The organism is Lactobacillus amylolyticus, from assembly GCF_003999355.1.
Taxonomy (GTDB): Bacteria; Bacillota; Bacilli; order Lactobacillales; family Lactobacillaceae; genus Lactobacillus; species Lactobacillus amylolyticus.
Window position 1 is genome coordinate 505864 of record NZ_CP031835.1, and the last position, 21774, is coordinate 527637.

The 21774-nt window shown below is 39.0% G+C and carries 22 protein-coding genes; 20 read left to right on the forward strand and 2 right to left on the reverse strand.

Annotation, left to right across the window (positions count from 1 at the left end; translation table 11 throughout):
- Positions 1-6: 6 nt before the first annotated feature.
- Genes D0Z64_RS02640 through recN form a run of 6 tightly spaced genes read left to right on the forward strand, consistent with a single transcriptional unit; the run spans position 7 to position 5818 of the window.
- Positions 7-858: a bifunctional methylenetetrahydrofolate dehydrogenase/methenyltetrahydrofolate cyclohydrolase gene (locus tag D0Z64_RS02640; RefSeq protein WP_006351530.1), complete on the forward strand. Its 852-nt coding sequence runs from the start codon at positions 7-9 to the stop codon at positions 856-858.
- Complete coding sequence (gene xseA, locus D0Z64_RS02645; protein ID WP_127345567.1) at positions 845-2203, forward strand: exodeoxyribonuclease VII large subunit; 1359 nt, start codon at positions 845-847, stop codon at positions 2201-2203. Before D0Z64_RS02640 ends, xseA begins: the two co-directional genes overlap by 14 nt.
- Positions 2193-2435, forward strand: a complete 243-nt coding sequence (locus D0Z64_RS02650) for an exodeoxyribonuclease VII small subunit (protein WP_006351528.1) — start codon at positions 2193-2195, stop codon at positions 2433-2435. Before xseA ends, D0Z64_RS02650 begins: the two co-directional genes overlap by 11 nt.
- A gap of 2 nt (positions 2436-2437) precedes the next feature.
- Positions 2438-3307 carry a polyprenyl synthetase family protein gene (locus D0Z64_RS02655; RefSeq protein ID WP_006351527.1) on the forward strand — a complete coding sequence of 290 codons (870 nt, stop codon included), beginning with the start codon at positions 2438-2440 and terminating at the stop codon, positions 3305-3307.
- Positions 3308-4120: a TlyA family RNA methyltransferase gene (locus D0Z64_RS02660; protein ID WP_080881277.1), complete on the forward strand. Its 813-nt coding sequence runs from the start codon at positions 3308-3310 to the stop codon at positions 4118-4120. It begins immediately after the preceding gene.
- Between the two features lie 9 nt (positions 4121-4129).
- On the forward strand, positions 4130-5818 hold the full coding sequence (gene recN, locus D0Z64_RS02665) for a DNA repair protein RecN (protein WP_080881278.1): 1689 nt from the start codon (positions 4130-4132) through the stop codon (positions 5816-5818).
- Between the two features lie 28 nt (positions 5819-5846).
- Here the strand turns inward: recN and D0Z64_RS02670 are convergent, their stop codons facing one another.
- Positions 5847-6143, reverse strand: coding sequence for a hypothetical protein (locus tag D0Z64_RS02670; protein WP_080881891.1), 297 nt, complete (start codon positions 6141-6143; stop codon positions 5847-5849).
- A 172-nt stretch (positions 6144-6315) separates the two neighbouring features.
- On the opposite strand from D0Z64_RS02670, the gene gmk reads away from it, so the two are divergent.
- From gmk to D0Z64_RS02725, 11 genes are read left to right on the forward strand one after another with little or no spacing between them, the layout of a single operon-like run.
- Entirely contained in the window at positions 6316-6930 is a 615-nt protein-coding gene (gene gmk / locus D0Z64_RS02675) for a guanylate kinase (RefSeq protein ID WP_080881279.1), read from the forward strand.
- 2 nt (positions 6931-6932) lie between these two features.
- The gene (rpoZ, locus tag D0Z64_RS02680) at positions 6933-7157 is read left to right on the forward strand and encodes a DNA-directed RNA polymerase subunit omega (protein ID WP_006351522.1); all 225 of its coding nucleotides are present in this window, start codon (positions 6933-6935) and stop codon (positions 7155-7157) included.
- Between the two features lie 51 nt (positions 7158-7208).
- The gene (priA, locus tag D0Z64_RS02685; RefSeq protein WP_080881280.1) at positions 7209-9605 is read left to right on the forward strand and encodes a primosomal protein N'; all 2397 of its coding nucleotides are present in this window, start codon (positions 7209-7211) and stop codon (positions 9603-9605) included.
- Positions 9606-9616: 11 nt separating this feature from the next.
- The gene (gene fmt / locus D0Z64_RS02690) at positions 9617-10561 is read left to right on the forward strand and encodes a methionyl-tRNA formyltransferase (protein ID WP_080881281.1); all 945 of its coding nucleotides are present in this window, start codon (positions 9617-9619) and stop codon (positions 10559-10561) included.
- Positions 10530-11873 (forward strand): 16S rRNA (cytosine(967)-C(5))-methyltransferase RsmB, encoded by a 1344-nt coding sequence (gene rsmB / locus D0Z64_RS02695; RefSeq protein WP_127345568.1) that lies wholly within the window; start codon positions 10530-10532, stop codon positions 11871-11873. Before fmt ends, rsmB begins: the two co-directional genes overlap by 32 nt.
- A gap of 3 nt (positions 11874-11876) precedes the next feature.
- Positions 11877-12626 carry a Stp1/IreP family PP2C-type Ser/Thr phosphatase gene (locus D0Z64_RS02700; RefSeq protein WP_006351518.1) on the forward strand — a complete coding sequence of 250 codons (750 nt, stop codon included), beginning with the start codon at positions 11877-11879 and terminating at the stop codon, positions 12624-12626.
- A complete protein-coding gene (gene pknB, locus D0Z64_RS02705; protein WP_127345569.1) occupies positions 12623-14608 on the forward strand; it encodes a Stk1 family PASTA domain-containing Ser/Thr kinase in 1986 nt (661 codons plus the stop codon). The genes D0Z64_RS02700 and pknB overlap by 4 nt, the downstream gene beginning before the upstream one ends.
- Complete coding sequence (rsgA, locus tag D0Z64_RS02710) at positions 14605-15501, forward strand: ribosome small subunit-dependent GTPase A (RefSeq protein ID WP_080881284.1); 897 nt, start codon at positions 14605-14607, stop codon at positions 15499-15501. The genes pknB and rsgA overlap by 4 nt, the downstream gene beginning before the upstream one ends.
- 11 nt (positions 15502-15512) lie before the next feature.
- Positions 15513-16163 (forward strand): ribulose-phosphate 3-epimerase, encoded by a 651-nt coding sequence (rpe, locus tag D0Z64_RS02715; protein ID WP_040456941.1) that lies wholly within the window; start codon positions 15513-15515, stop codon positions 16161-16163.
- Positions 16160-16861: a thiamine diphosphokinase gene (locus tag D0Z64_RS02720; RefSeq protein ID WP_080881285.1), complete on the forward strand. Its 702-nt coding sequence runs from the start codon at positions 16160-16162 to the stop codon at positions 16859-16861. Before rpe ends, D0Z64_RS02720 begins: the two co-directional genes overlap by 4 nt.
- Before the next feature lie 48 nt (positions 16862-16909).
- Positions 16910-17125 (forward strand): hypothetical protein, encoded by a 216-nt coding sequence (locus D0Z64_RS02725; RefSeq protein ID WP_236943530.1) that lies wholly within the window; start codon positions 16910-16912, stop codon positions 17123-17125.
- Between the two features lie 187 nt (positions 17126-17312).
- Here the strand turns inward: D0Z64_RS02725 and rpmB are convergent, their stop codons facing one another.
- A complete protein-coding gene (gene rpmB / locus D0Z64_RS02730; protein WP_006351512.1) occupies positions 17313-17498 on the reverse strand; it encodes a 50S ribosomal protein L28 in 186 nt (61 codons plus the stop codon).
- A 170-nt stretch (positions 17499-17668) separates the two neighbouring features.
- Here rpmB and D0Z64_RS02735 point away from each other — a divergent pair, with 170 nt between their 5' ends.
- Genes D0Z64_RS02735 through recG form a run of 3 tightly spaced genes read left to right on the forward strand, consistent with a single transcriptional unit; the run spans position 17669 to position 21756 of the window.
- On the forward strand, positions 17669-18031 hold the full coding sequence (locus D0Z64_RS02735; protein ID WP_080881286.1) for an Asp23/Gls24 family envelope stress response protein: 363 nt from the start codon (positions 17669-17671) through the stop codon (positions 18029-18031).
- A gap of 21 nt (positions 18032-18052) precedes the next feature.
- Positions 18053-19711 carry a DAK2 domain-containing protein gene (locus tag D0Z64_RS02740; protein WP_080881287.1) on the forward strand — a complete coding sequence of 553 codons (1659 nt, stop codon included), beginning with the start codon at positions 18053-18055 and terminating at the stop codon, positions 19709-19711.
- Positions 19712-19716: 5 nt separating this feature from the next.
- Positions 19717-21756, forward strand: a complete 2040-nt coding sequence (gene recG / locus D0Z64_RS02745; protein ID WP_006351509.1) for an ATP-dependent DNA helicase RecG — start codon at positions 19717-19719, stop codon at positions 21754-21756.
- The last annotated feature ends 18 nt before the right edge of the window (positions 21757-21774 follow it).

Below are 21774 nucleotides of genomic sequence, written 5' to 3' on the forward strand. Positions count from 1 at the left end.
GACTTTATGGGACAAATTCTTGACGGCAAAGCATTTGCAAACTTAAAGGCAGATAAACTTAAAGAAAAGGTTAAGAAATTAAAAGCTGACGGAATTCAGCCTCTTTTTTGCGTGATTAATATTGGGGACGATTCAGCCAGCAAAATCTACGTCCGCACTAAAAAGCGGCGCGCTAAAAAGATTGGTATTGAGCAAAAAATATATCAGTTGCCTGCAAATGAGCAAGAATCTGATGTCATAAAGTTAATTGACCAGTTAAATGTGGATCCGAAAGTTAATGGCATCATGGTTCAATTGCCAGTGCCTGATCAGATTGATGAGAATCACCTGCTTAGCAGAATTGATCCAGAAAAGGACGTTGATGGCTTAACGCCGGCTAGTGCAGGCCGCTTGTGGCAGGGAACGCACTTTGTAGAACCAGCTACGGCTGCTGGAATTATTGGCCTACTCGAGCACTATCAGATTGATTTAGATGGTAAAAATATGGTGATAATCGGCCGGTCTAACATTGTTGGCAAGCCGCTAGCTGCTCTAGCACTTGAAAAAAATGCTACTGTGTCTCTGCTTCATCACCACACGCAAAACTTAAAGGAATACACGCAAAAAGCAGATATCATTGTCTCAGCGGCAGGCCAGGCTAATCTGATTACTGCCGATATGATTAAACCTGGTGCAGTTGTCATCGATGTTGGCATTAATCACGTCAATGGTCACTTGGTAGGCGATGTTGCTTTTGATGAAGTAAAAGACAAAGCAAGCTGGATTACTCCGGTACCAGGTGGCGTAGGGCCGCTAACTGTAGAATATTTAATGGAACAAGTCGTTAAATTGACAAGGAGAGCAAATGGCAGACAATAAATATCTAACTGTCACGGATCTGAATTACTATATTACGCAAAAGTTTAAGAATGATCCTTATTTGCATAAAGTTTTTTTACAAGGGGAATTATCTAACTTTCGTTATCGCCGCAATTCGCACCAGTATTTTTCATTAAAAGATGAAAAATCCAAGATCAATGTGGTCATGTTTCGTTCCTACTTCGATAAGGTTAAATTTAAACCGGAAGAGGGAATGAAAGTTTATGTTACTGGATATGTAAGTGTTTATGGACCGCAGGGTTCTTATCAATTTTATGCCGAGTCAATGGGGCCAGCTGGTCTGGGCGCTTTATACGAGCAGCTAAAGCAACTCCAAGCAAAATTGGCAAAAGAAGGTTTATTCAATCCAGAGCATAAAAAGCAGTTGCCCCATTTTCCGGATAAAATTGCGGTTGTAACCAGTGCTTCGGGTGCTGTTATCCATGATATTATGGTCACGGCAAATCGGCGCTTCCCTCATGCCGAGATTGATTTATTCCCAGCTCAAGTGCAAGGCGATACGGCGGCTGATTCATTGGTTGTTGCTATGCAACAGATTTTGCAGCATGCCGATGATTATGATGTCATGATTATTGGTCGTGGTGGTGGTTCGCTTGAAGATTTGTGGCCTTTTAATGAAGAAAAAGTCGTTAGACAGGTTTATGCAATGCCGATGCCGGTTATTTCTTCTGTAGGGCATGAGACCGATACAACTTTGTGTGATCTTGTAGCCGATGTGAGAGCCGCAACGCCAACTGCTGCTGCGGAGTATGCAACGCCTAATTTAACTGATGAAATTGCCAATATTCATCAATTGCAGGGTAGACTTTTAGCTAGCGTTCAAGCAATTATCCGAGAAAAAAGAGATATTTTGCAACGCATCAATAATTCTGTAATCATGCGTGAGCCAACGCGTTTATATGATCAGCAAATTCAAACTGTTGATATGCTAAAGCAGCGCTTGGCAAACAGTATGAATAATAAGCTGGAACGTGCTCGGCAGCAATTTAATTTAGCCGCACAAAGATTACAGTCCAATAGCCCTGATAAGCAAATCATTCAAATGCAGCAGCAACGTATTTTTTTGGCTAAACGGTTGATTGACAATATGAAGAAGCAGCTTTTATTAAAACGCGATGCTTTCAAGCAAACGGTGCAGCAATTAAATGATTACAGTCCATTGAAGACGCTGGAACGGGGTTTTACTTATACAACAAATGAAAGTGGTCAAACCGTTAGTTCTGTTGATCAAATTCGAAACAATGATCATTTAAAATTGCACTTTAAAGATGGAATAGCGGAAGCAATCGTGACAGCGATTAGAGGAGATAAAGATGGCAACTAAAAAGAATAATTTTGAAGAACAATTAAATAGCTTACAAGAGATTGTTACCAATCTGGAAAATGGCAATGTACCTTTGGATGATGCATTAAAGCAATTCCAAGAAGGGGTCAAAATCAGCCGTGATCTTGATAAAAAGTTAACGCAGGCTGAAGAAACTGTTGCTAAATTAATTGATAGCGACGGCACGGAACATAAATTGGATCCAACAAACGCATCAGCACCCGAGGAATAAAAATGACAGCTTTTAAATATTTTCAAAAACAATGGACTCCGGTAATTAATGAATATTTGAACAAGCATTTAGCCAATGAAGTCGATGATCAAAAAATCAGTCAAATTATGGCCTACTCTGTAATGGCAGGCGGCAAGCGTCTTAGACCACTGCTTTTTTTAGCAACTCTTAATACATTGGGAAAAGAAATTACAGAGGATGAAATTCGAATTGCTTGTGGTATTGAGCTAATTCATACATATTCTTTAATTCATGACGATTTGCCAGCAATGGATAACGATGATTATCGTCGCGGCAAATTAACCAGCCATAAAAAATGGGGCGAAGCAGAGTCAATTTTAGCTGGCGATGCCTTGCTGCCAATGGGGATTCAATGGATTGCTGAAGGCAGCAAATCGGCTGAACTGGTTCAGATCATTACGCAGGCGGTTGGCCCTAATGGAATGGTTGGCGGACAATATTTGGATATTGATTCAACTAATAACCAATCTGTTGCTGGCGATGCTAAGTTTATTAATCGCATGGAATGGCTAAAGACTGGCTGTCTAATCGAAGCCAGCGTTAAAATGGCGGCTGTTTTGGTTGGTGCCAGTCAAATTGAAGAAGTTAAATTGGTTGATTTTGCCAAAGTATTTGGCCGCTCTTACCAAATTTATGATGATTTGGTTGATGTTGTTGAAAGTAGTCAAGAAGCTGGAAAAGCAACGCATAAGGATCAAGAAAAAGGTAAGAATAATACTTTGACCCTTTTGGGCATCGATAAGAGTCGCAAAGAATTGACTGATTTGATCAAGCAAGCTAAAGACGATTTAAATGGATTAAATGGTGAAGTATTAGCAGGTTTTTTGGATCTGTATCAAAAGGTGCTTTAAATGGCAAAAAAAAGAGCAGATGTTTTATTAGCAGAACAAGGAATTTTTCATTCACGCAGTCAAGCACAACGTGCAATTATGGCTGGCTTGGTTTTTGACCACAATCATCAACGAATTGATAAAAGCGGAACCAAGTTTTCTGATGGTGAAAAATTTTATGTCAAAGATGATGGCAAAAAATACGTATCAAGAGGCGGTTTTAAGCTGGAAAAAGCTTTAAAGGTTTTTAATATTGACTTGCAAGACAAAATTTGCTTGGATATTGGTGCCTCTACTGGCGGTTTTACGGATGTTGCACTGCAAAATGGGGCTAAGATGGTCTATGCCTTAGATGTTGGCTACAATCAACTGGCTTGGCAGCTGCGTGATGATCCTCGAGTAGTAGTAATGGAAAAGCAAAACTTCCGCTACAGCAAACCCGTTGATTTTGATCAAGGATTGCCAGATTTTGCAATGACAGATGTTTCCTTCATTTCATTAGATTTAATCATGCCACCGATGTATCAAATTTTAAAAGATAATTGTGATGCCGTGTGCCTGATTAAGCCGCAGTTTGAAGCCGGCCCAGAGAATGTGGGAAAACATGGCATAGTTCATGATCACGAAGTTCATCGGCAAGTAATTCAGCATACCATGGACGAAGCGATGAAGATTGGCTTCAATGTTTTAGGAGTTGACTATTCGCCTATTAAAGGTGGAAAGGGCAATATTGAATTTTTAATTCATTTGCAGAAACAGTTGGAGAACGGTGGACAAAATCTTTGGTCAGGTACACCAGCAGAGTTGGTTGAACGTGCTGTAAACGAATTATAGAGGTAGTTTATGTTAGTTGAACTTGATATTAAAAACTTTGCAATTATAAAAGCTTTGAAAGTTCGCTTTCAAGAACATATGACTGTTTTGATTGGAGAAACAGGAGCCGGGAAATCAATCTTAATTGATGCAGTTTCACTTTTAATGGGTGGCCGCGGTCAAAAAGAAATGATTCGTACGGGCGAAAAAAAGGCTGTTGTTACTGGCTTATTTGAATTAGATGATCAAAAAGAAAAAATAGCCGCTTTATGCGATCAGTATGGTTTGCCGCATGATGATGATCAATTGGTAATTAGTCGAGAATTGGCAGCTAAGGGTCGCAATGTAGTCAGAATCAACGGTCAATTAACGACCATCAATGTTTTACGCGAAATCGGCAACTATTTAGTTGATATTCATGGTCAAAATGATCAGCAAATTTTGATGGATCAAGATCGTCAGATTGATCTTGTCGATAATTATGCTTCTAAGGAATTTCATGAAAAATTAGCACAGTATCAAACTAATTTTCATGAATGGCAAAAATTGAGCGGTCAGTTGCGGCATTTGCGGCAGGATGCACAAGAACTAGCCCAGAAGCAAGATATATTGCAGTTCCAGCATGATGAGCTCGAAGCAGCTAATCTGGAAGATCCGAAAGAAGATGAGAAGCTCGAAGAAGAATTCAATGAGTTGAATAATTATCAAAAGATCGCTGACACGGCCAATTACTTCATGCAGCTTTATGATGATGACGAACATGGAATTGCTACGCTGTTAGGGGATGCGCAAAACGCGGCAACTGATTTAACAGAATTTGGCAATAAGTTTAAGGATTTTGCCAAAACGGTTGATGATGGCGTTTATGCCTTAAATGATGCGCGCAGCGAACTATCAAATTTAATGGATGCCATGGACTTTGATGAGGAAAGATTCCAATATGTTACTAACCGCTTGGATACTTTAAATTCACTTAAGAAAAAATATGGTCCTACTTTGGCTGATGTTTTCAAATTCTATCAAAAAGTTGACCAAGAGTTGGGTCAATTTGAAACGGGTGGTCTGGATGAGGAAAAGCTTCAAAATAAGGTCACTGCAATTGAAGAAAAGCTGAGTCAGCAGGCACGTGAAATGCATCAAATGCGTGAAAAAGTTGCACAAAATTTGGAAGCTAAAATCAAACAGGAACTAGCTGACTTATACATGGAAAAGGCTCGGTTTTCTGTCAATTTTGATGAAACCAATACTTTTACAGCTAAAGGAACGGATGATGTAGTTTTCTTAATTGCGCCAAATCCAGGTGAAGATCTGATGCCATTGGTTAAAATCGTTTCTGGCGGTGAACAATCAAGATTGATTTTGGCTCTAAAAGCTATTTTTAGTCAGGTTGAGCCAGTTGGCACGATGATCTTTGATGAAATCGATACAGGGGTTTCCGGTCGAGTATCAGCTGCTATTGGACGCAAAATGCATTCAATTGGTCAGAAAAAACAGGTTATTGCTATTACACACTCACCCCAAGTTGCTGCTGCCGGCGATCAACGCTATCTTGTAGCTAAACAGGTAAAGGATGGTGCTACCTTTACTCAAGTTGGTCCATTAACTAAAGAAGAAACCATCACTGCCATTGCACAAATGATGGCGGGCAGTGATGTAACCGATGCGGCTAAGCAAAATGCTGTTGATTTGATGAAATCATTTAAAGAAGATAAAAAATAGGAGTTTGGAGAGAATCCAAATTCCTTTTTTATGTTAAATCAACTCGAAAAATATCATCTAGGTCAACAATTTTGAGGATCTTATTATCACTGCAGAGAAAGACAAAACGACCAGCTGAAAGGCGACGACTAATCTGTCCGATATCGGTATGACCATCATAATAGGTAATCATGACAAATGCATGATGCAGAATAGCATAGCTGAGATAAGCCAAAATTTTGCCGGCGATTTGTCCGTCAATGCTCATGCGATCAAAGTCGTATTCAAATAAGTAATGGTAAGCTCGTTTAATTGGGCTCTTTATTTTAGCAACTAAGTTATTCATATTTTTCACTCTATCTAAAAACCCGAACTGCTGTTTGCATAAGTGATTATACAAACACTTGTTTCCAAAAACAAGCGTTTGGGTAAAAATAATTTGCTGGAAAGGAATACTTGAAAATAAGAGCTTCTTAGTGCAAAATAAACTTAGTAAGTTTTGCAAAAGGGAGTTTGGCATGGCACAAAAAGGTTTATTACTTGTTCTTTCTGGACCTTCTGGAGTAGGCAAAGGGACTGTTAAAAATGCAATTGTTAAAAATAAAGTATTTCCATTTGAATATTCCGTTTCAATGACTACTCGTAAGCCTCGCCCCGGCGAAGTTGATGGTAAAGACTATTTCTTTGTGAGTGAGCAGCGTTTTCAAGAAGCTATTAACCAAGGCGAACTTCTGGAATATAATGAATACGTTGGACATTATTATGGAACGCCTGTTGGTCCTGTAAAGAAAATGCTGGCAGAAGGCAAAGATGTTTTAATAGAAACCGATGTAAATGGTGCTCGCACGGTTCGTGAAAAGATGCCGGACGGTGTTTTCATCTTTCTGACGCCACCGGATTTGCATACTTTGCATCTGCGCCTAGAGCATCGTGGTACAGAATCTGAAGATGTAATTATGGGTCGAATTCGTGAGGCTCGAAAAGAAATTTTAGTCATGCAAGATTACGATTATGCTGTTGTCAATGATACGGTTGCTAATGCTGTTGATCACATCAAGGCAATCGTGGATGCAGAACACGTTAGTGTTAAGCGAGTAATTGATAACTACCGTAAAATGGTCGAGGAGGAATAATCATGAGAATTACATACCCATCAATTGATAAGTTGCTTTCACGCGTTGATTCACGCTACTCTTTATCAGTTTTGGCTGCAAAGAGAGCACATGAACTTGAAGCTGGTGATCCACCAACATTAAAGAGTTTTAAATGTGATAAGGCAGTTGGTAAGGCACTTGAGGAAATCGTAGCTGGCAAGGTTACAGTTGATCCTGCTCATGCAGAAGTAAACCTTGAAGATTAATTAATTGACCTCCATCTCAAGATGGGGGTCTTTTTTTTGTAAGGTGATAGAATGATAGCCCAAGTAATTGTAGATATAGCTGCAAAGCAGACAGATCACATTTTTGAATATCATGTACCAGATCAGCTAAAAGATGTTGAAATTGGTTCTCGCGTGTTTGTACCCTTTGGGCCCCGCAAGTTGCAAGGCTTTGTTGTGGGCTTAAGTGAAAAAAGCGAGTATCAAGGCGAATTGAAGGATCTGCTTCTTGTTGTAGATGAGATGCCGCCATTGACGCCAGAACTTGTTTCTTTATCAGCGGCATTGGCTAATAAAGTCTTTTCGTATCGAATTACTATTTTAAAAGCAATGCTGCCGAGAGTAATGCGGGCTAATTACCGCAAACTTTTGACGCCAATTTCTGCTGACGCAAAAAAACTGCCGCTCTTTCAAGGCGATCCAGTTGATTTAAACGAGATGACAGATGTTAAACAGATTGCTTTAGCGCGTAATTTATTGCGGAATAATGAAGCAAAAATTGAATATGTAGTTGAAAATAGGGCAAAGAAAAAGACGGAGAATCAGTATTCTTTAACTTTAGCAGCTGCAGAATACCAAAAGATTTACGATTCTTTGCGCTCAAACGCTGTTAATCAGAGAAAACTAATTCAAGATTTGCTTCAACATGCAGAAGATTATCCCAAAAAGCAGTCTGTTTTAGAAAAGAAATTAACGATTTCAACAGCAACGCTTAACGCAGCAGTAAAAAAGGGCTGGCTTAAGAAAAGCAGCGTTGAAGTTTATCGTAATCCATTGGCTGGTTTTGATGAAAAAAGCAGCAAAAAAATCATTTTAAACGATGAACAGGAAAATGCTTTAGCGCAAATTTATTCCTCGATTGATAAAAAAGAGGCCAAAAAATTTTTGCTTGAAGGTATTACTGGTAGCGGGAAAACCGAAGTTTATTTGTATGCTATCAGTAAGGCTTTAGCAAAAGGCAGAAACGCATTGATGCTGGTGCCGGAAATTTCTTTGACCCCGCAGATGGTGCGGCAGGTTAAAACGCGTTTTGGCGAAAAAATTGCCGTTTTGCATAGTGGTTTATCTAATGGTGAATTTTATGATGAATGGCGCAAAATTCGGCGTGGTGAAGTAAGAGTCGTTGTTGGTGCCAGAAGTGCCGTTTTTGCACCTTTGAAAAATATCGGTTTGATCGTAATTGATGAAGAGCATGAGACTACTTATAAACAAGAGGATAAAAATCCGCGCTATCAAGCTAGAGATGTGGCTATTTATCGCAGTCAGTTCAATAATTGTCCTTTAGTTTTGGGTAGTGCGACACCATCTCTATATAGTCGTGCTCGAGCACAAAAAGGCGTCTATCAATTGCTTAGACTGACTAAAAGAGCAAATCAAAAGAAACTGCCAGAAGTTAATTTAATTGATCTAAAGCATGTTGAATTTGCTGGAGGACAGTTTGACTTATCGGTTGAATTAGTAGACGCGATAAAAAAGAAATTAGAAAACAAAGAGCAAATTATTCTTATGCTTAACAGGCGTGGTTTTGCCAATTTCATGCTTTGCCGAGAATGTGGTTATGTCATGAAATGTCCTAATTGTGATTTATCTTTGACTATGCATAAAGATACCGGTATGATGCAGTGCCACTACTGCGGCTATACGGAAAAAATTCCGCAACGTTGCCCCAACTGTCAAAGTTCACAAATTCGTTTTTTAGGAACAGGCACACAAAAAGTTCAGGAAGAATTGACAGAATTGTTGCCAGGTGCGCGAATTTTGCGAATGGATGTTGATACCACTAGACGCAAGGGTAGTTATAAGCGTATTTTGGATGCCTTTGGCGATCATGAAGCTGATATTTTGTTGGGAACACAGATGATTGCAAAGGGACTGGATTTTCCAAATGTTACTCTTGTTGGCGTCATCAATGCTGATACAGGGCTTTGGCTGCCGGACTATAATGCTTCGGAAAGGACGTTTGAATTATTGACGCAAGTAGCGGGGCGTGCTGGTCGAGCAGAGAAAAGAGGAGAAGTAATTATTCAGACCTATAATCCGGATCATTATGCAATCAAGCTTGCACAAACTCAGGACTATGAACGTTTTTATACTTATGAAATGCGCATGCGTCATGCTGGAAATTATCCGCCATATTTCTATACCGTTTTAATTTCAGTAGCTTCAAAAAAGGAGCAAAATGCGGCTAGAGAAGCTTTTAATATAAAACGTCAATTGCAAGGACGACTTCATCCAGAAACAATTATCTTGGGACCAACACCAAGCGCAATTTCTCGTCTAAAAAATCAATATTATTATCAAATACTGGTAAAATATAAAAAAGAAACAGAACTTAATGCGATATTGCACCATATTCAGGATTCCGCACAAGAAGTTAAAAAGTATGGTTTGAATGTATATATTGATAACGAACCAGAACGAATTATTTAAGGAGGATGCAAATGCAGTCAATTATTTTCATGGGCACACCCCAATTTTCAGTTCCTGTGTTAGAAGGGTTAATTAATAAAGGCTATGAGATTAAAGCGGTAGTGACTCAACCTGATAAGAAGGTAGGCCGTAAGCAAAAGATTACTAAGACACCAGCCAAAATTGCCGCTGAAGCTCACGATATTCCTGTTTATCAACCAATTAAGCTTTCCGGCTCACCAGAGATGGCAGAATTAATTGGCATGCATGCTGACTTCATCGTAACGGCTGCTTATGGTCAGTTTTTACCAACGAAATTTTTGAATTCTGTAAAGATTGCGGCTGTTAACGTTCATGGCTCTTTATTGCCAAAATATCGCGGTGGTGCACCAATTCAATATGCGCTATTAAATGGCGATAAAGAAACAGGCATTACAATCATGGAAATGGTTAAAAAGATGGATGCCGGCGATATATATGCGCAAAAGGCTCTTAAGATTGAACCTGATGATAATGCGGGTACTGTTTTTGAAAAATTATCCTATTTAGGACGCGATTTATTGCTGGAAACTTTGCCAAAAATTGCTGATGGTACGGTAGTAAAGACGCCACAAGATCCTGAAAAAGTAGTTTTTTCACCGAATATTAAGAAAGAGCAAGAAAAAATTACTACCGAAATGTCAGCTTCAGAGGCCAACAACCTTATTCGTGCCCTTAATCCAGATCCTGGTGCTTATTTGATGGTCAAAGGAAAAAGATTAAAGGTCTGGAAGTCTGAAGTAGCAGAAGATTCCAGCAGTTTAGAAGCAGGCTGCGTTGTTGACAATAAAAAGCGGTTTGCACTTAGTTTCGCTGATAATTCCGTTTTGAATTTATTGGAATTGCAGCCAGCTGGCAAGAAGAAAATGGAAGTTAAGAATTTCTTGAACGGTCAAGGAAAGAAGTATGCTCCGGGAGAAAAAATTGTCGACGACTAAGAGTGCACGTGCTATCGCATTAGAAACTTTAATTCGAGTTTTAGAGAATGGTTCGTATTCAAATATTAGTTTGAACAATAATTTAAAACACAGCAATCTGTCTGTGGCTGATCAGAATCTTGCAACTAAGATAGTTTATGGAACAATTCAATATAAAATCTATCTTGAATATCAGCTTCATGATTTGATTAAAAGCAAAATTACAGAAAAATATTTAAAACCTTTGCTTTTAATGTCGGCATACCAAATTCTTTTTTTGGATAAAGTGCCAAATCGTGCAGTTCTGGATGAAGCTAATAAGTTGGCGAAGCAATTTGGCAAAAAGCATTCATCCGGTTTTCGTCTAGTCAACGGAATTTTGCGTTCTCTGACACGTCGCGGACCGATTCTTCCTGATAAAAACGACCTGGTTAATTATTTGAGCGTTAAGGAGAGTTTCCCTCGCTGGCTTGTTAAATATTTTATTTCACTCTGGGGAGAAGCACGAACAGAGAAAATTCTAGCAAGCTATAATGAAACGGCTAAAAATAGCGTTCGCTTATCTATTCTGCAAGATGAAGAAAAAACTGTAGCTGCTTTAAAACAGGCAGGCTATGAACCAACGCCTTCTAAATTAGCAGCTAATGTTGCAATTCTGGTTCGTGGTGGAATTGCATCTTCTTCTTTGTTCAAACAAGGAAAGTTGACCATCCAGGATGAAGCAGCTAGTCTTGTAGTAGACGCATTTGATTTTAAGGGCAATGAGAAAGTTTTGGATGCTTGCAGCGCTCCAGGAGGAAAAACAGTACAGATTGCGGAACACCTTCAAACGGGCGAAGTGACTGCCTTAGATATCCATGATAAAAAATTGCGCTTAGTGCAGCAGAATACTAAAAGAATGAATGTTGCCGATAAAGTAAAAACTGTGGCAATTGACGCACGAAAGGCTGATGATTACTTTTCTAAGCAGCAATTTGCTAAAATATTAGTAGATGCACCCTGTTCAGGTTTAGGGTTATTGCGCCGCAAACCTGAGATTAGGTATACTAAGAGTAAAAATGATTTATTTAGTTTAGCCAAAATTCAGTTGGCGATTCTTAATCATGTAAGTTGTCTTCTTGAGAATGACGGAGAGCTGATTTATTCAACCTGCACGATTTCTAAAGAAGAAGATGAGGATGTAATACGCAAGTTCTTGGCAGCGCATCCTGATTTTGCGTTACAGCCTTTTAAGTTAGAAAAAATTAGTAGTAAAACAGGAATGCTGAAAATTCTGCCTGATGAATATGGCAGTGATGGTTTCTTTATTGCTAAGTTAAAATTACGAGGTTAGATTTTGATTCAGACAGCTTATGCTTCAAGTATTGGTAGAATACGAAAAAGCAATCAAGATTTTGTACGAGTTTTTAAGAATAAAAGTGATATTACTTTAGCGATCGTTTGCGATGGCATGGGTGGTCATCAAGGTGGGGATGTAGCCTCGACGATGGCCGTTAGTCATTTGGGACATAATTTTCAGATGACTGATTTTACTACGCCCGCAATCGCCCATAAATGGCTTGAAGTTCAATTAAATTCAGAAAATGAAACGATTTTAAAGACCGCTGAGCGTTTTCCAGATTTAAATGGGATGGGTACTACTATTGTTTTGGCTTTTGCGTTTGCTGATAGTGCTTTAATCGCTCACTTGGGTGATTCACGGGCATACAGCTATGCTGATGGCAAGTTTATTCAATTGACCGAAGATCATTCCTTGGTCAACGAACTCGTTAAAATGGGTCAAATTACGAAGGAACAAGCTAAGCATCATCCGCAAAAGAATATTATTACTCAGGCTTTAGGCGTATCCAGCACGATTGATCCAGAATTTGACACGATTGAGCTGAATGAAAACGACACAATTTTGCTTTGCACGGATGGCTTGACCAATTCGTTGAGTGACCCTCAAATTCAGCAAATTTTGGCTACTAGGGATCTTTCTCTTAAAGATCGCTGCAATAAATTAGTCAATGAAGCAAATCGATTAGGCGGTGGTGACAATATCACTGTCTGTCTGGTTTGCAACAAGGAGGATGATAGCAAATGATCGATAAAGGTTATTTGCTAGGTGAACGTTACCGGATCATCGATACTCTTGGCGAAGGCGGAATGGCTAATGTATATTTAGCCAAAGATATTATTTTGCAACGCAAGGTCGCCGTTAAAGTTTTGCGTTTGGATTTGCAAAAAGAACCACAAACTGAAGCACGTTTTCAACGTGAAGCTTTAGCCACTAGTGAATTAAGCCATCCAAATATTGTATCTGTTCTCGATGTTGGCAATGATCAGGGTTTGCCATACATGGTCATGGAATATGTCGACGGCCCTGATTTAAAAGAATACATTCAAAAAAATTCCCCGCTGGATCTGCATGAAGTTATTAGAATCATGGATCAGATTTTGAGTGCAGTTGCTTTGGCTCACAAGCATAATATCATTCACCGTGATTTAAAGCCGCAAAATATCTTGATGGATAAACGCGGCAACGTGAAAATCGCAGACTTCGGAATTGCTGTAGCTTTGAATCAAAGTTCAGTTACTCAAACCAATTCGGTGATGGGATCAGTTCATTACACGTCTCCAGAGCAAACGCGCGGTGGATGGGTTACCAAGCAGTCAGATATTTATTCCTTAGGAATTATTTTATATGAATTAATTACCGGACATGTGCCGTTTAATGGTGATATGCCGGTTGCGGTGGCGTTAAAGCATGCACAAGAACCGATTCCATCAATCAGAAAAAAGAATCCCGCTGTGCCGCAAGCCTTAGAAAATGTTGTCTTGAAAGCAACTGCAAAAGATCCACGCGACCGTTATGCATCTGCTCAAGAAATGAAAGCTGATCTTGATACAAGTTTAGACTTCAGTCGTAAAGACGAACCAATCTTTGTCCCTAATCATGGGATGAGCGATGATGAAACGATTATCCTTCCTGGCTTTAAGCCTCAAATTGATAAACAGCAGGATGAGGATAAAAAGACCGATGACCAAAAGCAAAAGGCAGAAACAAAACCTGGCTTTTTGCAAACGGTCAAAAAACACAAATGGTGGTTTATTTTTATTGGAATCGCCTCCTTTTTAATTATTTTTATCATGATTTTTGCACTTAGTGGCAAGAATGCTCAACAAAAAATTTATGTGCCTGATGTGACAAATGTCGCTGAAGGCAAAGCAAAAATCAAAATTGAAAATGCTGGCCTACGCGTTGGAACAGTGAAGAGACAACATTCTGACAGCATTGATGCTGGTAAAGTGATTGAAACAACTCCATCAGCAGGTGATTCAGTTGCTAAAGGCAAGAGCATCGACTTAATTGTTTCTAGTGGTGCAGGGATGGTCAAAGTACCTAATGTTGTAAATATGGATTACGACAGGGCTGCACAAAAACTAGAAAAATTGGGCTTTGATGTGATTCGAGAAAATCAATACTCTTCTGACGTAGACAGTGGCAATGTGATTTCACAGAGTGTTGCTGCAGGAGTTCAAGTAAAGCCAAAACAAACAACAATTACTTTATTTGTTTCTCAAGGAAAACTGCAAAAGCCGAAGAGCACGATGATTACGCTTAAGAATTTAAAGAACTATTCATTAACAAGTGCTCAGGATTATGCAAAGGATAATGGTCTTACCCTGCAAATAAATGAAGAATACTCCGATACTATTGATAAGGGCATGGTTATTTCTACGCAACCTGCTGCTGGAACTAAGGTGGAACGAGGTTCAACAGTCACAATCAAAGTATCAAAGGGTGCCAAAGAAAGTGAAGAAAAGACTGTAAATATTACTAAGAACTTCACGGTTGACTATGTTGCTCCGCAATCAAGCGATAGCAAAAGTCAAGAAAGCGAAGGCAACCATGTCCAGATTTATATTAAAGATGATGATCATTCGCTAGGCAATATTTATCGTGATCTTTACATTAAACATGATATGAGCTTTTCAATACCATTCTCACTTAAAGATGGTTCAGGCCAATTAAAAGTAATTCGGGATGGTAAAACAATTTTGAACGAAAAGGTAACTAAATGACACGATTAGCTAAAGGAACTGTAATTGGGCTAATTGCCGGTTATTACGACGTTGAAACAGATGAGGGCCTTATTAGAACACGTGCTCGTGGCGTTTTTCGTCAAAAAAAGCAAAAGCCCGCAGTAGGCGATCACGTTGAAATTCAAATAGATGATCAAGGTACCAGCTATTTGGTGAAAATTTTTCCAAGAATGAATCGAATTGGTCGCCCTGCAGTTGCCAATGTTAGTCACGTCTTGCTGGTTATTTCTGCTGTTCAACCAGATTTTTCCTTGCAGCTTTTAGATCGTTTTCTGACATTTTTTGCATGGCAAAAAGTTGCGGTTACGATCTATTTGTCAAAGGCCGATTTATTAAAAAATAGTGCAAAATTAGATCAAATTAAACTGGATTTAGCTTATTATCAAAAGATAGGCTATCCTGTCTATTTTGATGCGGAAACTTTGGCGAAAGAATTAAATCAAAAAATTGGCAAAGATCAAATTTGGACTTTGGCCGGTCAGTCCGGTGCAGGTAAGTCGACGCTGCTTAACAAATTAAAAAAGGATGCCAATCAAGAGACAGGCCAAATTTCGATGGTTTTAAATCGCGGAAAACATACGACAAGAAAAGTACAATTGTTTAAGCTGGGCAAAGGCTTTTTAGCTGATACGCCTGGTTTTTCGTCAATTGATTTAACGCCTATTAAGTTGGATCAACTAAAAAACTATTTTTTGGAATTTAAGAAGGCTAGTGCTCATTGCAAATTCAGAGGTTGTCTGCACTTAAAAGAGCCAAAATGCGAAGTTAAACGTCTGTTGGCCGAAAGTGAGATCATTCAAAGCCGTTATGACGATTATTTGGCAATGAGAAATGAAATTGAAGAAGGAAGAATACCAGAGTATTTGAAGTAATGGGAGATAAGATGTTGATTGCACCGTCAATTCTGAATGCAAATAATTTAACGCTAAAAGATGAGATCAAAAGAGCGACGAATGCAGGGATTACCCGTTTTCATATTGATATCATGGATGGTCATTTTGTCCCGAATCTGTCTTTTGGCCCGCAATTAGTTAGTGATTTTAAAACTGAATTTCCGATTACTGAAGCTGAAATTCACTTGATGAGTAATAACCCAAAGGTCTTGATTCCAGCTTTCGTAAAGGCCGGTGCAGATCTGCTTGAGTTTCATTATGAAGCAATGCAGCCAAATGAAGTGAAGTATTGGCTGGATTATCTCAAATCAAATGGGGTTAAAGCTGGTTTAGTTTTAAATCCTGATACGCCAATTCCAGTTGTAGAACAATTTAAGAATCAAATTGATCAGCTTTTGTTAATGACGGTTCATCCTGGCTTTGGCGGACAGAAGTTTTTGGAAAATTCAGCTTCCCGTATTAAAGAGGCAAGAGAATTGGTGGGCAAGGACATTGCAATTGAAGTCGATGGTGGCATTAATCAGCAAACTGCTAGAATTGCCAAGGACGCTGGTGCCAATGTCTTTGTAGCGGGCTCTTATCTTTTTGAAAAAGGTGATATTGCCAGTCAGATTGCCAAATTAACGCAAAGTCTATCATGAGAGCATACGCACTTTTAGGTGGCCCTGAAAATGTATGGCCTGCTGATATTCAAAAGCGATTAAATAAAGAAAAAAAGGTAGGCTCTTTGCTCATCGGTGTTGATCGGGGCAGTTTACTGCTGGAAGAGATGGGATTGGTTCCAGATTTGGCAATCGGTGATTTTGACTCTTTAAGACCCGAAGAATTATCAAAAATTGAAACAAACGTACATGATATTCGCTATTCAAATCCTATAAAAGATTGGACAGATTCGGAATTGATGATCAGGGCGGCTTTTATTGATTATCACGTCGATCAGTTGACAATTTTAGGAGCAACGGGAGGCCGCATTGATCATTTCTTGGTCAATTTATTTATGCTGCTCAACCCAGCAGTCAGGTGTTATGCTGAAAAAATTTCTCTAGTTGATTGTCAGAACAAAATTATCTTTCTGGATCATGGTCAGCATCTTGTTCAGCAGCAAGGTGAGTACCCATATTTTGGCGTCGCTTGTTTAGAAAAAACAGAAAATTTGAATATTTTGGATGCCCGCTATGAATTGCATGGATTTTCGACAGCATATCCCCGCATTTTTGCCTCAAACGAATTTAAAAAAGGAAACAATCGGTTTCACCTGAATTTATCTTCTGGAATGGCTGCAGTAATTTTTTCAAAAGATATTAATCGATTTCATAACATTTATGACGAGAACGTGTAAAATATAGCTAACTACTATTTTCTAATTCAAGAAAGTATTATTTAGGTTATGAAATACAATGATTTTGAAAAGCAAGTAGCAAGTTTTGAAAATGACCGTTACGAAGCTCGTCTTGACCGTGCAAAGAGAAATGTTGAAGATTACATGCACAAGAATCGTGTTCACATTTTCGATAAAAAGAAAAAGAAGGATGTTGCAGCAGTGCACGGTAGTGCAAGAGGGGTTGTTTTCCAGGATTTGGGATTACCAATCAAATTAAGTTAAATGATCAATGCCTATGCTTACACTCCACTTGATGAAAGAATGGCTAATGAAATTCCTGATGATGACAAGCATCACAATATTGCTCGTTAATGAAAAAAGAGATGCATAAAAATGCATCTCTTTTTAATTTGCTTCAAAATAAAAAATAAGCTTATCAGATCACTGATCCAATAGGCTTGAATGGTTATTAGGCACGAGTTACTTTACCAGACTTCAAAGTCTTAGTTGAAACCCAAACGCGCTTTGGTTTACCGTCAACAAGAATACGAACTCTTTGAAGGTTTGGCTTCCATGCACGACGAGCTGATCTCTTTGAGTGGGAACGTTTGTTACCAAAAGTAGTCTTCTTACCTGTTACAAAATCTTTTGCCATTTGCTAAACCTCCTTTAGCTGTGTTTTCATACTTAAATAAGATAGCATATTGTGAGCGTCAATTCAACTCCAAAAGTATTTTTTAATAAATTGATTTACTAAGCGTTTAACGTTTTACTATGATAAAATAAATACGTATATTAAGACAATAATAAAGATGGGGGAAGAAAATGGCTGTTAAGATCAAAACAAAAGATGGTTTGATTGATATTTCAAACGGAGTGATTGCAACTGTTGTTGGTAGTGCAGCTACCTCTAATTACGGTGTTGTAGGAATGGCTTCAAAGAACGCCATTCGTGACGGCTTTGACGGTATTCTTAATCGGGCTAACTATAAACGCGGTGTTGTTGTCAAGTCAGAAGATAATGAAATCACCGTTGATGTTTACATTATTGTTGGCTATGGCTTGAAGATTTCAGAAGTTAGTCGCAATGTTCAAGATAGTGTTAAATATAATTTGAAGAATCAACTTGGTTTTGACACTAAAGCAGTTAATGTCATCGTGCAAAGCGTTAAGGTACTTGACGAGTAACGCAAGCGGAGGTTATGAATTTTGGTTTTAAAAGAAATAGATAGTACACAATTTAGAGATATGGTTCGCGTGGCCACTCATCGAATGGGTAAAAATGCGGAATTTGTTAACTCATTGAACGTATTCCCAGTTCCAGATGGTGACACGGGTACCAACATGAATTTGACTATTGCAAGTGGAGCAAAAGCTGTCAGCGAAAATCCAAGTACCAATGTTAGTGATTTAACCGAAAGCTTAGCCAAAGGGATGCTGATGGGAGCTCGTGGCAATAGTGGAGTTATTATTTCACAACTATTTAGAGGCTTCTATAAAGCTACTCAAGGCATGAAAACCCTTAATGCGCAAGAATTATCCAATGCTTTCACCAATGGTGTTACAACCGCTTATAAAGCAGTTATGAAGCCAGTAGAAGGTACTATTTTGACAGTTGCTCGCGTAGCAGCAGAAGAAGGTGCCACTAAGGCTAACGATACCGATGATGTTGAAGAAGTAATGAAGGCAGTTGTAGAAGGTGCTAAAAAGGCACTAAAGACTACCCCAGATTTGCTTCCAATTTTGAAACAAGTTGGCGTTGTCGATTCAGGTGGTCAAGGGTTGCTCTTTATTTATGAAGGATTCCTTGAAGGAATTTTGGGCGAAAACTTTGCCGACCAATATCAACCAGATGCAGGTGAAATGGACGAAATGATTAATGCCATGCACCATCAATCTGTTCAAAGTCAATTGGCTACGCAAGATATCAAGAATGGCTATTGTACAGAAATCATGGTTGATTTAACTGCTGATGTTCCTAATAAGAAGCCATTTAACTTAGACGAATTCAGAAAGCATTTATCAGGTATTGGTGATTCCTTACTGGCTGTTTCTGATGGTGACGTTGCCAAGGTTCACGTTCATACTGAACATCCAGGTGAAGTTTTCCAATATGGAAGTCAATTCGGTCAACTCGGCAAAATCAAGATTGATAACATGAGAATTCAACATGAAACCATTGTTGAAGGCGATGAAGATAAGCAAGAAAGCGTAGACTTTGCTGTTATTGCCGTAGCTTCTGGTAATGGTATTCGCAAGCTCTTTGAAAGTGAAGGCGTTAACCGGATTATCTCTGGTGGACAAACAATGAATCCATCAACAGCTGATATTATCGATGCCATTAAGAAATCCGGCGCTAAGAAAGCAATCGTTCTGCCAAACAACGGCAATATTATTATGGCTGCTAAGCAAGCTGCAGAAGTTAGCGATATTCCAGTTGGCATTGTTCCAACTAAAACGATTTCACAAGGTTTAACTGCCATGCTTTCATTTGATCCTGATGCTTCAGTTGATGATAATGTTGAAGCAATGACTGAAGATTTGGATACAGTTGTTTCCGGTGAAGTAACCCAAGCAAACCGTGATACTACTATTAATGGTGTAGAAATTCATAAGAATGATTACTTAGGTATCGTTGATGGCGACATTAAGATCGATAATGCCGATTTAATCAAGGCAACTACTGAAACGGTCGAAAAGATGCTTGATGACGACACTGAAATTATCACAATTATGTACGGTCGTGATGCTAACAAGGAACAAGCTGAAAAAGTAGTATCAGCTTTGAAGGCCGAACATGATGATCTTGAATTTGAAATTCACGATGGTGGTCAACCAGTTTATAATTTCTTGATTTCAGCTGAATAATTAATATGAATGAAAATGCATTATTTGCTCCAGTAACAGATATAAAGGGTGTTGGAACAAAGACTGCAGCAAATTTAGGGAGCTTAGGTATCTATAGCATTTATGATTTGCTATTTTACTTTCCTTTTCGCTATGACGAATTGCAGACTTTACCGCTTGATCAAATCATGGATGGTCAGAAGGTATTGTTAAAAGGAATTGTAGCAACTGAGCCTTTTTTGACCCGCTTTGGCTACAAAAAGAGCCGTCTAAGCTTCAAATTAAGGATTGACCATGATATTGTCATGGTCAATTTTTTTAACCAGCCATGGCTTAAAAACAAGGTCGAGATTGGCAAAGAAGTTGCTGTATATGGCAAATATAATGTTGCTCGGCAGTCTTTATCAGCTTTCAAGTTTGTTGCTGAAAAGGAAAATGATAGTGGAATGGCGCCGATTTATCCTGTTAACAAGCATGTTAAGCAGAAAAAATTGGTAGGACTGATTAATTTTGCAATTGATAATTATCTTGATCAGGTTAAAGATATCATACCTGCAAAAGTAAGAGAAAAATATCGCTTGCTAACCGATCAAGAAATTATCAGTAAAATGCACCATCCTAAGAATGGTAATGAGGCACAACTTGCTAAACGTAGTGCAATTTTCCGTGAATTCTTTATTTTTCAGATGCAGCTGGCACTTTTGACCAGCCAAAGCAACGAACATAATACCGGTGAAGCCAAGAAGTATGATTTAAAGGCAATTGCCAAGTTAACGGCTTCCTTACCATTTGAGTTGTCGGCTGATCAAAAGCAGGCAGTGAATGAAATCTATGCTGATCTGTTTCAAAAACGTCAGATGCGGCGTCTTTTGCAAGGGGATGTTGGCTCAGGCAAAACGGTCGTCGCTGTTTATGCTATTTTTGCCGCAATTACGGCTGGTTATCAGGCAGCATTGATGGTACCGACTGAAATTTTAGCAACGCAGCACTTTAATAAAATCGATCAGCTGCTCAGACCATTAGGCGTAAGAGTTGCACTTTTAACGGGCAACACTAAAACATTGGAGCGACGTGAAATTTACCGTGAACTGACTGATGGCACAATTAACGTTGTCATTGGTACTCACGCCTTAATTCAGAAAAACGTCATTTTTAAGAATTTAGGGTTAGTCATTATCGATGAACAGCACCGCTTTGGCGTTGGGCAGCGGCAAGCTTTGATTAACAAAGGCGAATGTCCTGATATTTTGGCAATGACGGCAACGCCAATTCCGCGCACGCTTGCTCTAACTGTTTATGGGGAAATGTCCGTTTCCGAAATACGTCACTTGCCAGCTGGGCGGAAACCAATAATCTCTAGTTGGCAAACAAGCAGTCAAATGGATAGCGTTTATCGCTTGATGCGCGAGCAATTAGCGGCCGGTTTTCAAATTTATGCAGTAACGCCGCTGATCTCTGAATCTGAGACCTTGGATTTAAAAAATGCTGAAGAATTGCACCAAAAGCTCAGTCATGATTTTCCAGATCAAAACGTCGTCTTACTGCATGGTCAGATGCCAGGACCGAAAAAAGATGAAATTATGGCTGACTTTGCTGCGGGTGAAATTGATATTCTTGTTACAACTAGTGTCATTGAAGTTGGTGTCGATGTGGCTAATGCCAATATGATGGTAATTTATAATGCCGATCGTTTCGGCTTAAGTCAGCTTCACCAATTAAGAGGCCGAATTGGCCGTGGTCAGACGCAGAGCTATTGCGTTTTTGTGGCAGATCCAAAGACTGATTCTGGCAAAGCTAGAATGAAAATCATTGCTTCAACTAATGATGGCTTTAAACTAGCTGAAGAAGACCTTAAAATGCGCGGCGAAGGAGATCTGTTTGGCAAGGCTCAATCTGGTTTGCCGGAATTTAGAGTCGGCAATGTTGTTAATAACTACCAAACTTTAGTCGTCGCGCAAAAAGAAGCTAAAGCGCTAGTTCAAGCAGATCCAAAATTGACGGCCGCGGATCATCAAACATTAAAAGAAATTTTGCATTATAAAGACTTAGAACAAAATCGAGTTTAGGAAAGACGTGATTAATTA

Bases quoted from the DNA above. Each gene is read 5' to 3' on its own strand.
- D0Z64_RS02640 (WP_006351530.1), top strand. From the start codon at position 7: ATGGGACAAATTCTTGACGGCAAAGCATTTGCAAACTTAAAGGCAGAT.
- xseA (WP_127345567.1), top strand. From the start codon at position 845: ATGGCAGACAATAAATATCTAACTGTCACGGATCTGAATTACTATATT.
- D0Z64_RS02650 (WP_006351528.1), top strand. From the start codon at position 2,193: ATGGCAACTAAAAAGAATAATTTTGAAGAACAATTAAATAGCTTACAA.
- D0Z64_RS02655 (WP_006351527.1), top strand. From the start codon at position 2,438: ATGACAGCTTTTAAATATTTTCAAAAACAATGGACTCCGGTAATTAAT.
- D0Z64_RS02660 (WP_080881277.1), top strand. From the start codon at position 3,308: ATGGCAAAAAAAAGAGCAGATGTTTTATTAGCAGAACAAGGAATTTTT.
- recN (WP_080881278.1), top strand. From the start codon at position 4,130: ATGTTAGTTGAACTTGATATTAAAAACTTTGCAATTATAAAAGCTTTG.
- D0Z64_RS02670 (WP_080881891.1), bottom strand. From the start codon at position 6,143: ATGAATAACTTAGTTGCTAAAATAAAGAGCCCAATTAAACGAGCTTAC.
- gmk (WP_080881279.1), top strand. From the start codon at position 6,316: ATGGCACAAAAAGGTTTATTACTTGTTCTTTCTGGACCTTCTGGAGTA.
- rpoZ (WP_006351522.1), top strand. From the start codon at position 6,933: ATGAGAATTACATACCCATCAATTGATAAGTTGCTTTCACGCGTTGAT.
- priA (WP_080881280.1), top strand. From the start codon at position 7,209: ATGATAGCCCAAGTAATTGTAGATATAGCTGCAAAGCAGACAGATCAC.
- fmt (WP_080881281.1), top strand. From the start codon at position 9,617: ATGCAGTCAATTATTTTCATGGGCACACCCCAATTTTCAGTTCCTGTG.
- rsmB (WP_127345568.1), top strand. From the start codon at position 10,530: ATGCTCCGGGAGAAAAAATTGTCGACGACTAAGAGTGCACGTGCTATC.
- pknB (WP_127345569.1), top strand. From the start codon at position 12,623: ATGATCGATAAAGGTTATTTGCTAGGTGAACGTTACCGGATCATCGAT.
- rsgA (WP_080881284.1), top strand. From the start codon at position 14,605: ATGACACGATTAGCTAAAGGAACTGTAATTGGGCTAATTGCCGGTTAT.
- rpe (WP_040456941.1), top strand. From the start codon at position 15,513: ATGTTGATTGCACCGTCAATTCTGAATGCAAATAATTTAACGCTAAAA.
- D0Z64_RS02720 (WP_080881285.1), top strand. From the start codon at position 16,160: ATGAGAGCATACGCACTTTTAGGTGGCCCTGAAAATGTATGGCCTGCT.
- D0Z64_RS02725 (WP_236943530.1), top strand. From the start codon at position 16,910: ATGAAATACAATGATTTTGAAAAGCAAGTAGCAAGTTTTGAAAATGAC.
- rpmB (WP_006351512.1), bottom strand. From the start codon at position 17,498: ATGGCAAAAGATTTTGTAACAGGTAAGAAGACTACTTTTGGTAACAAA.
- D0Z64_RS02735 (WP_080881286.1), top strand. From the start codon at position 17,669: ATGGCTGTTAAGATCAAAACAAAAGATGGTTTGATTGATATTTCAAAC.
- recG (WP_006351509.1), top strand. From the start codon at position 19,717: ATGAATGAAAATGCATTATTTGCTCCAGTAACAGATATAAAGGGTGTT.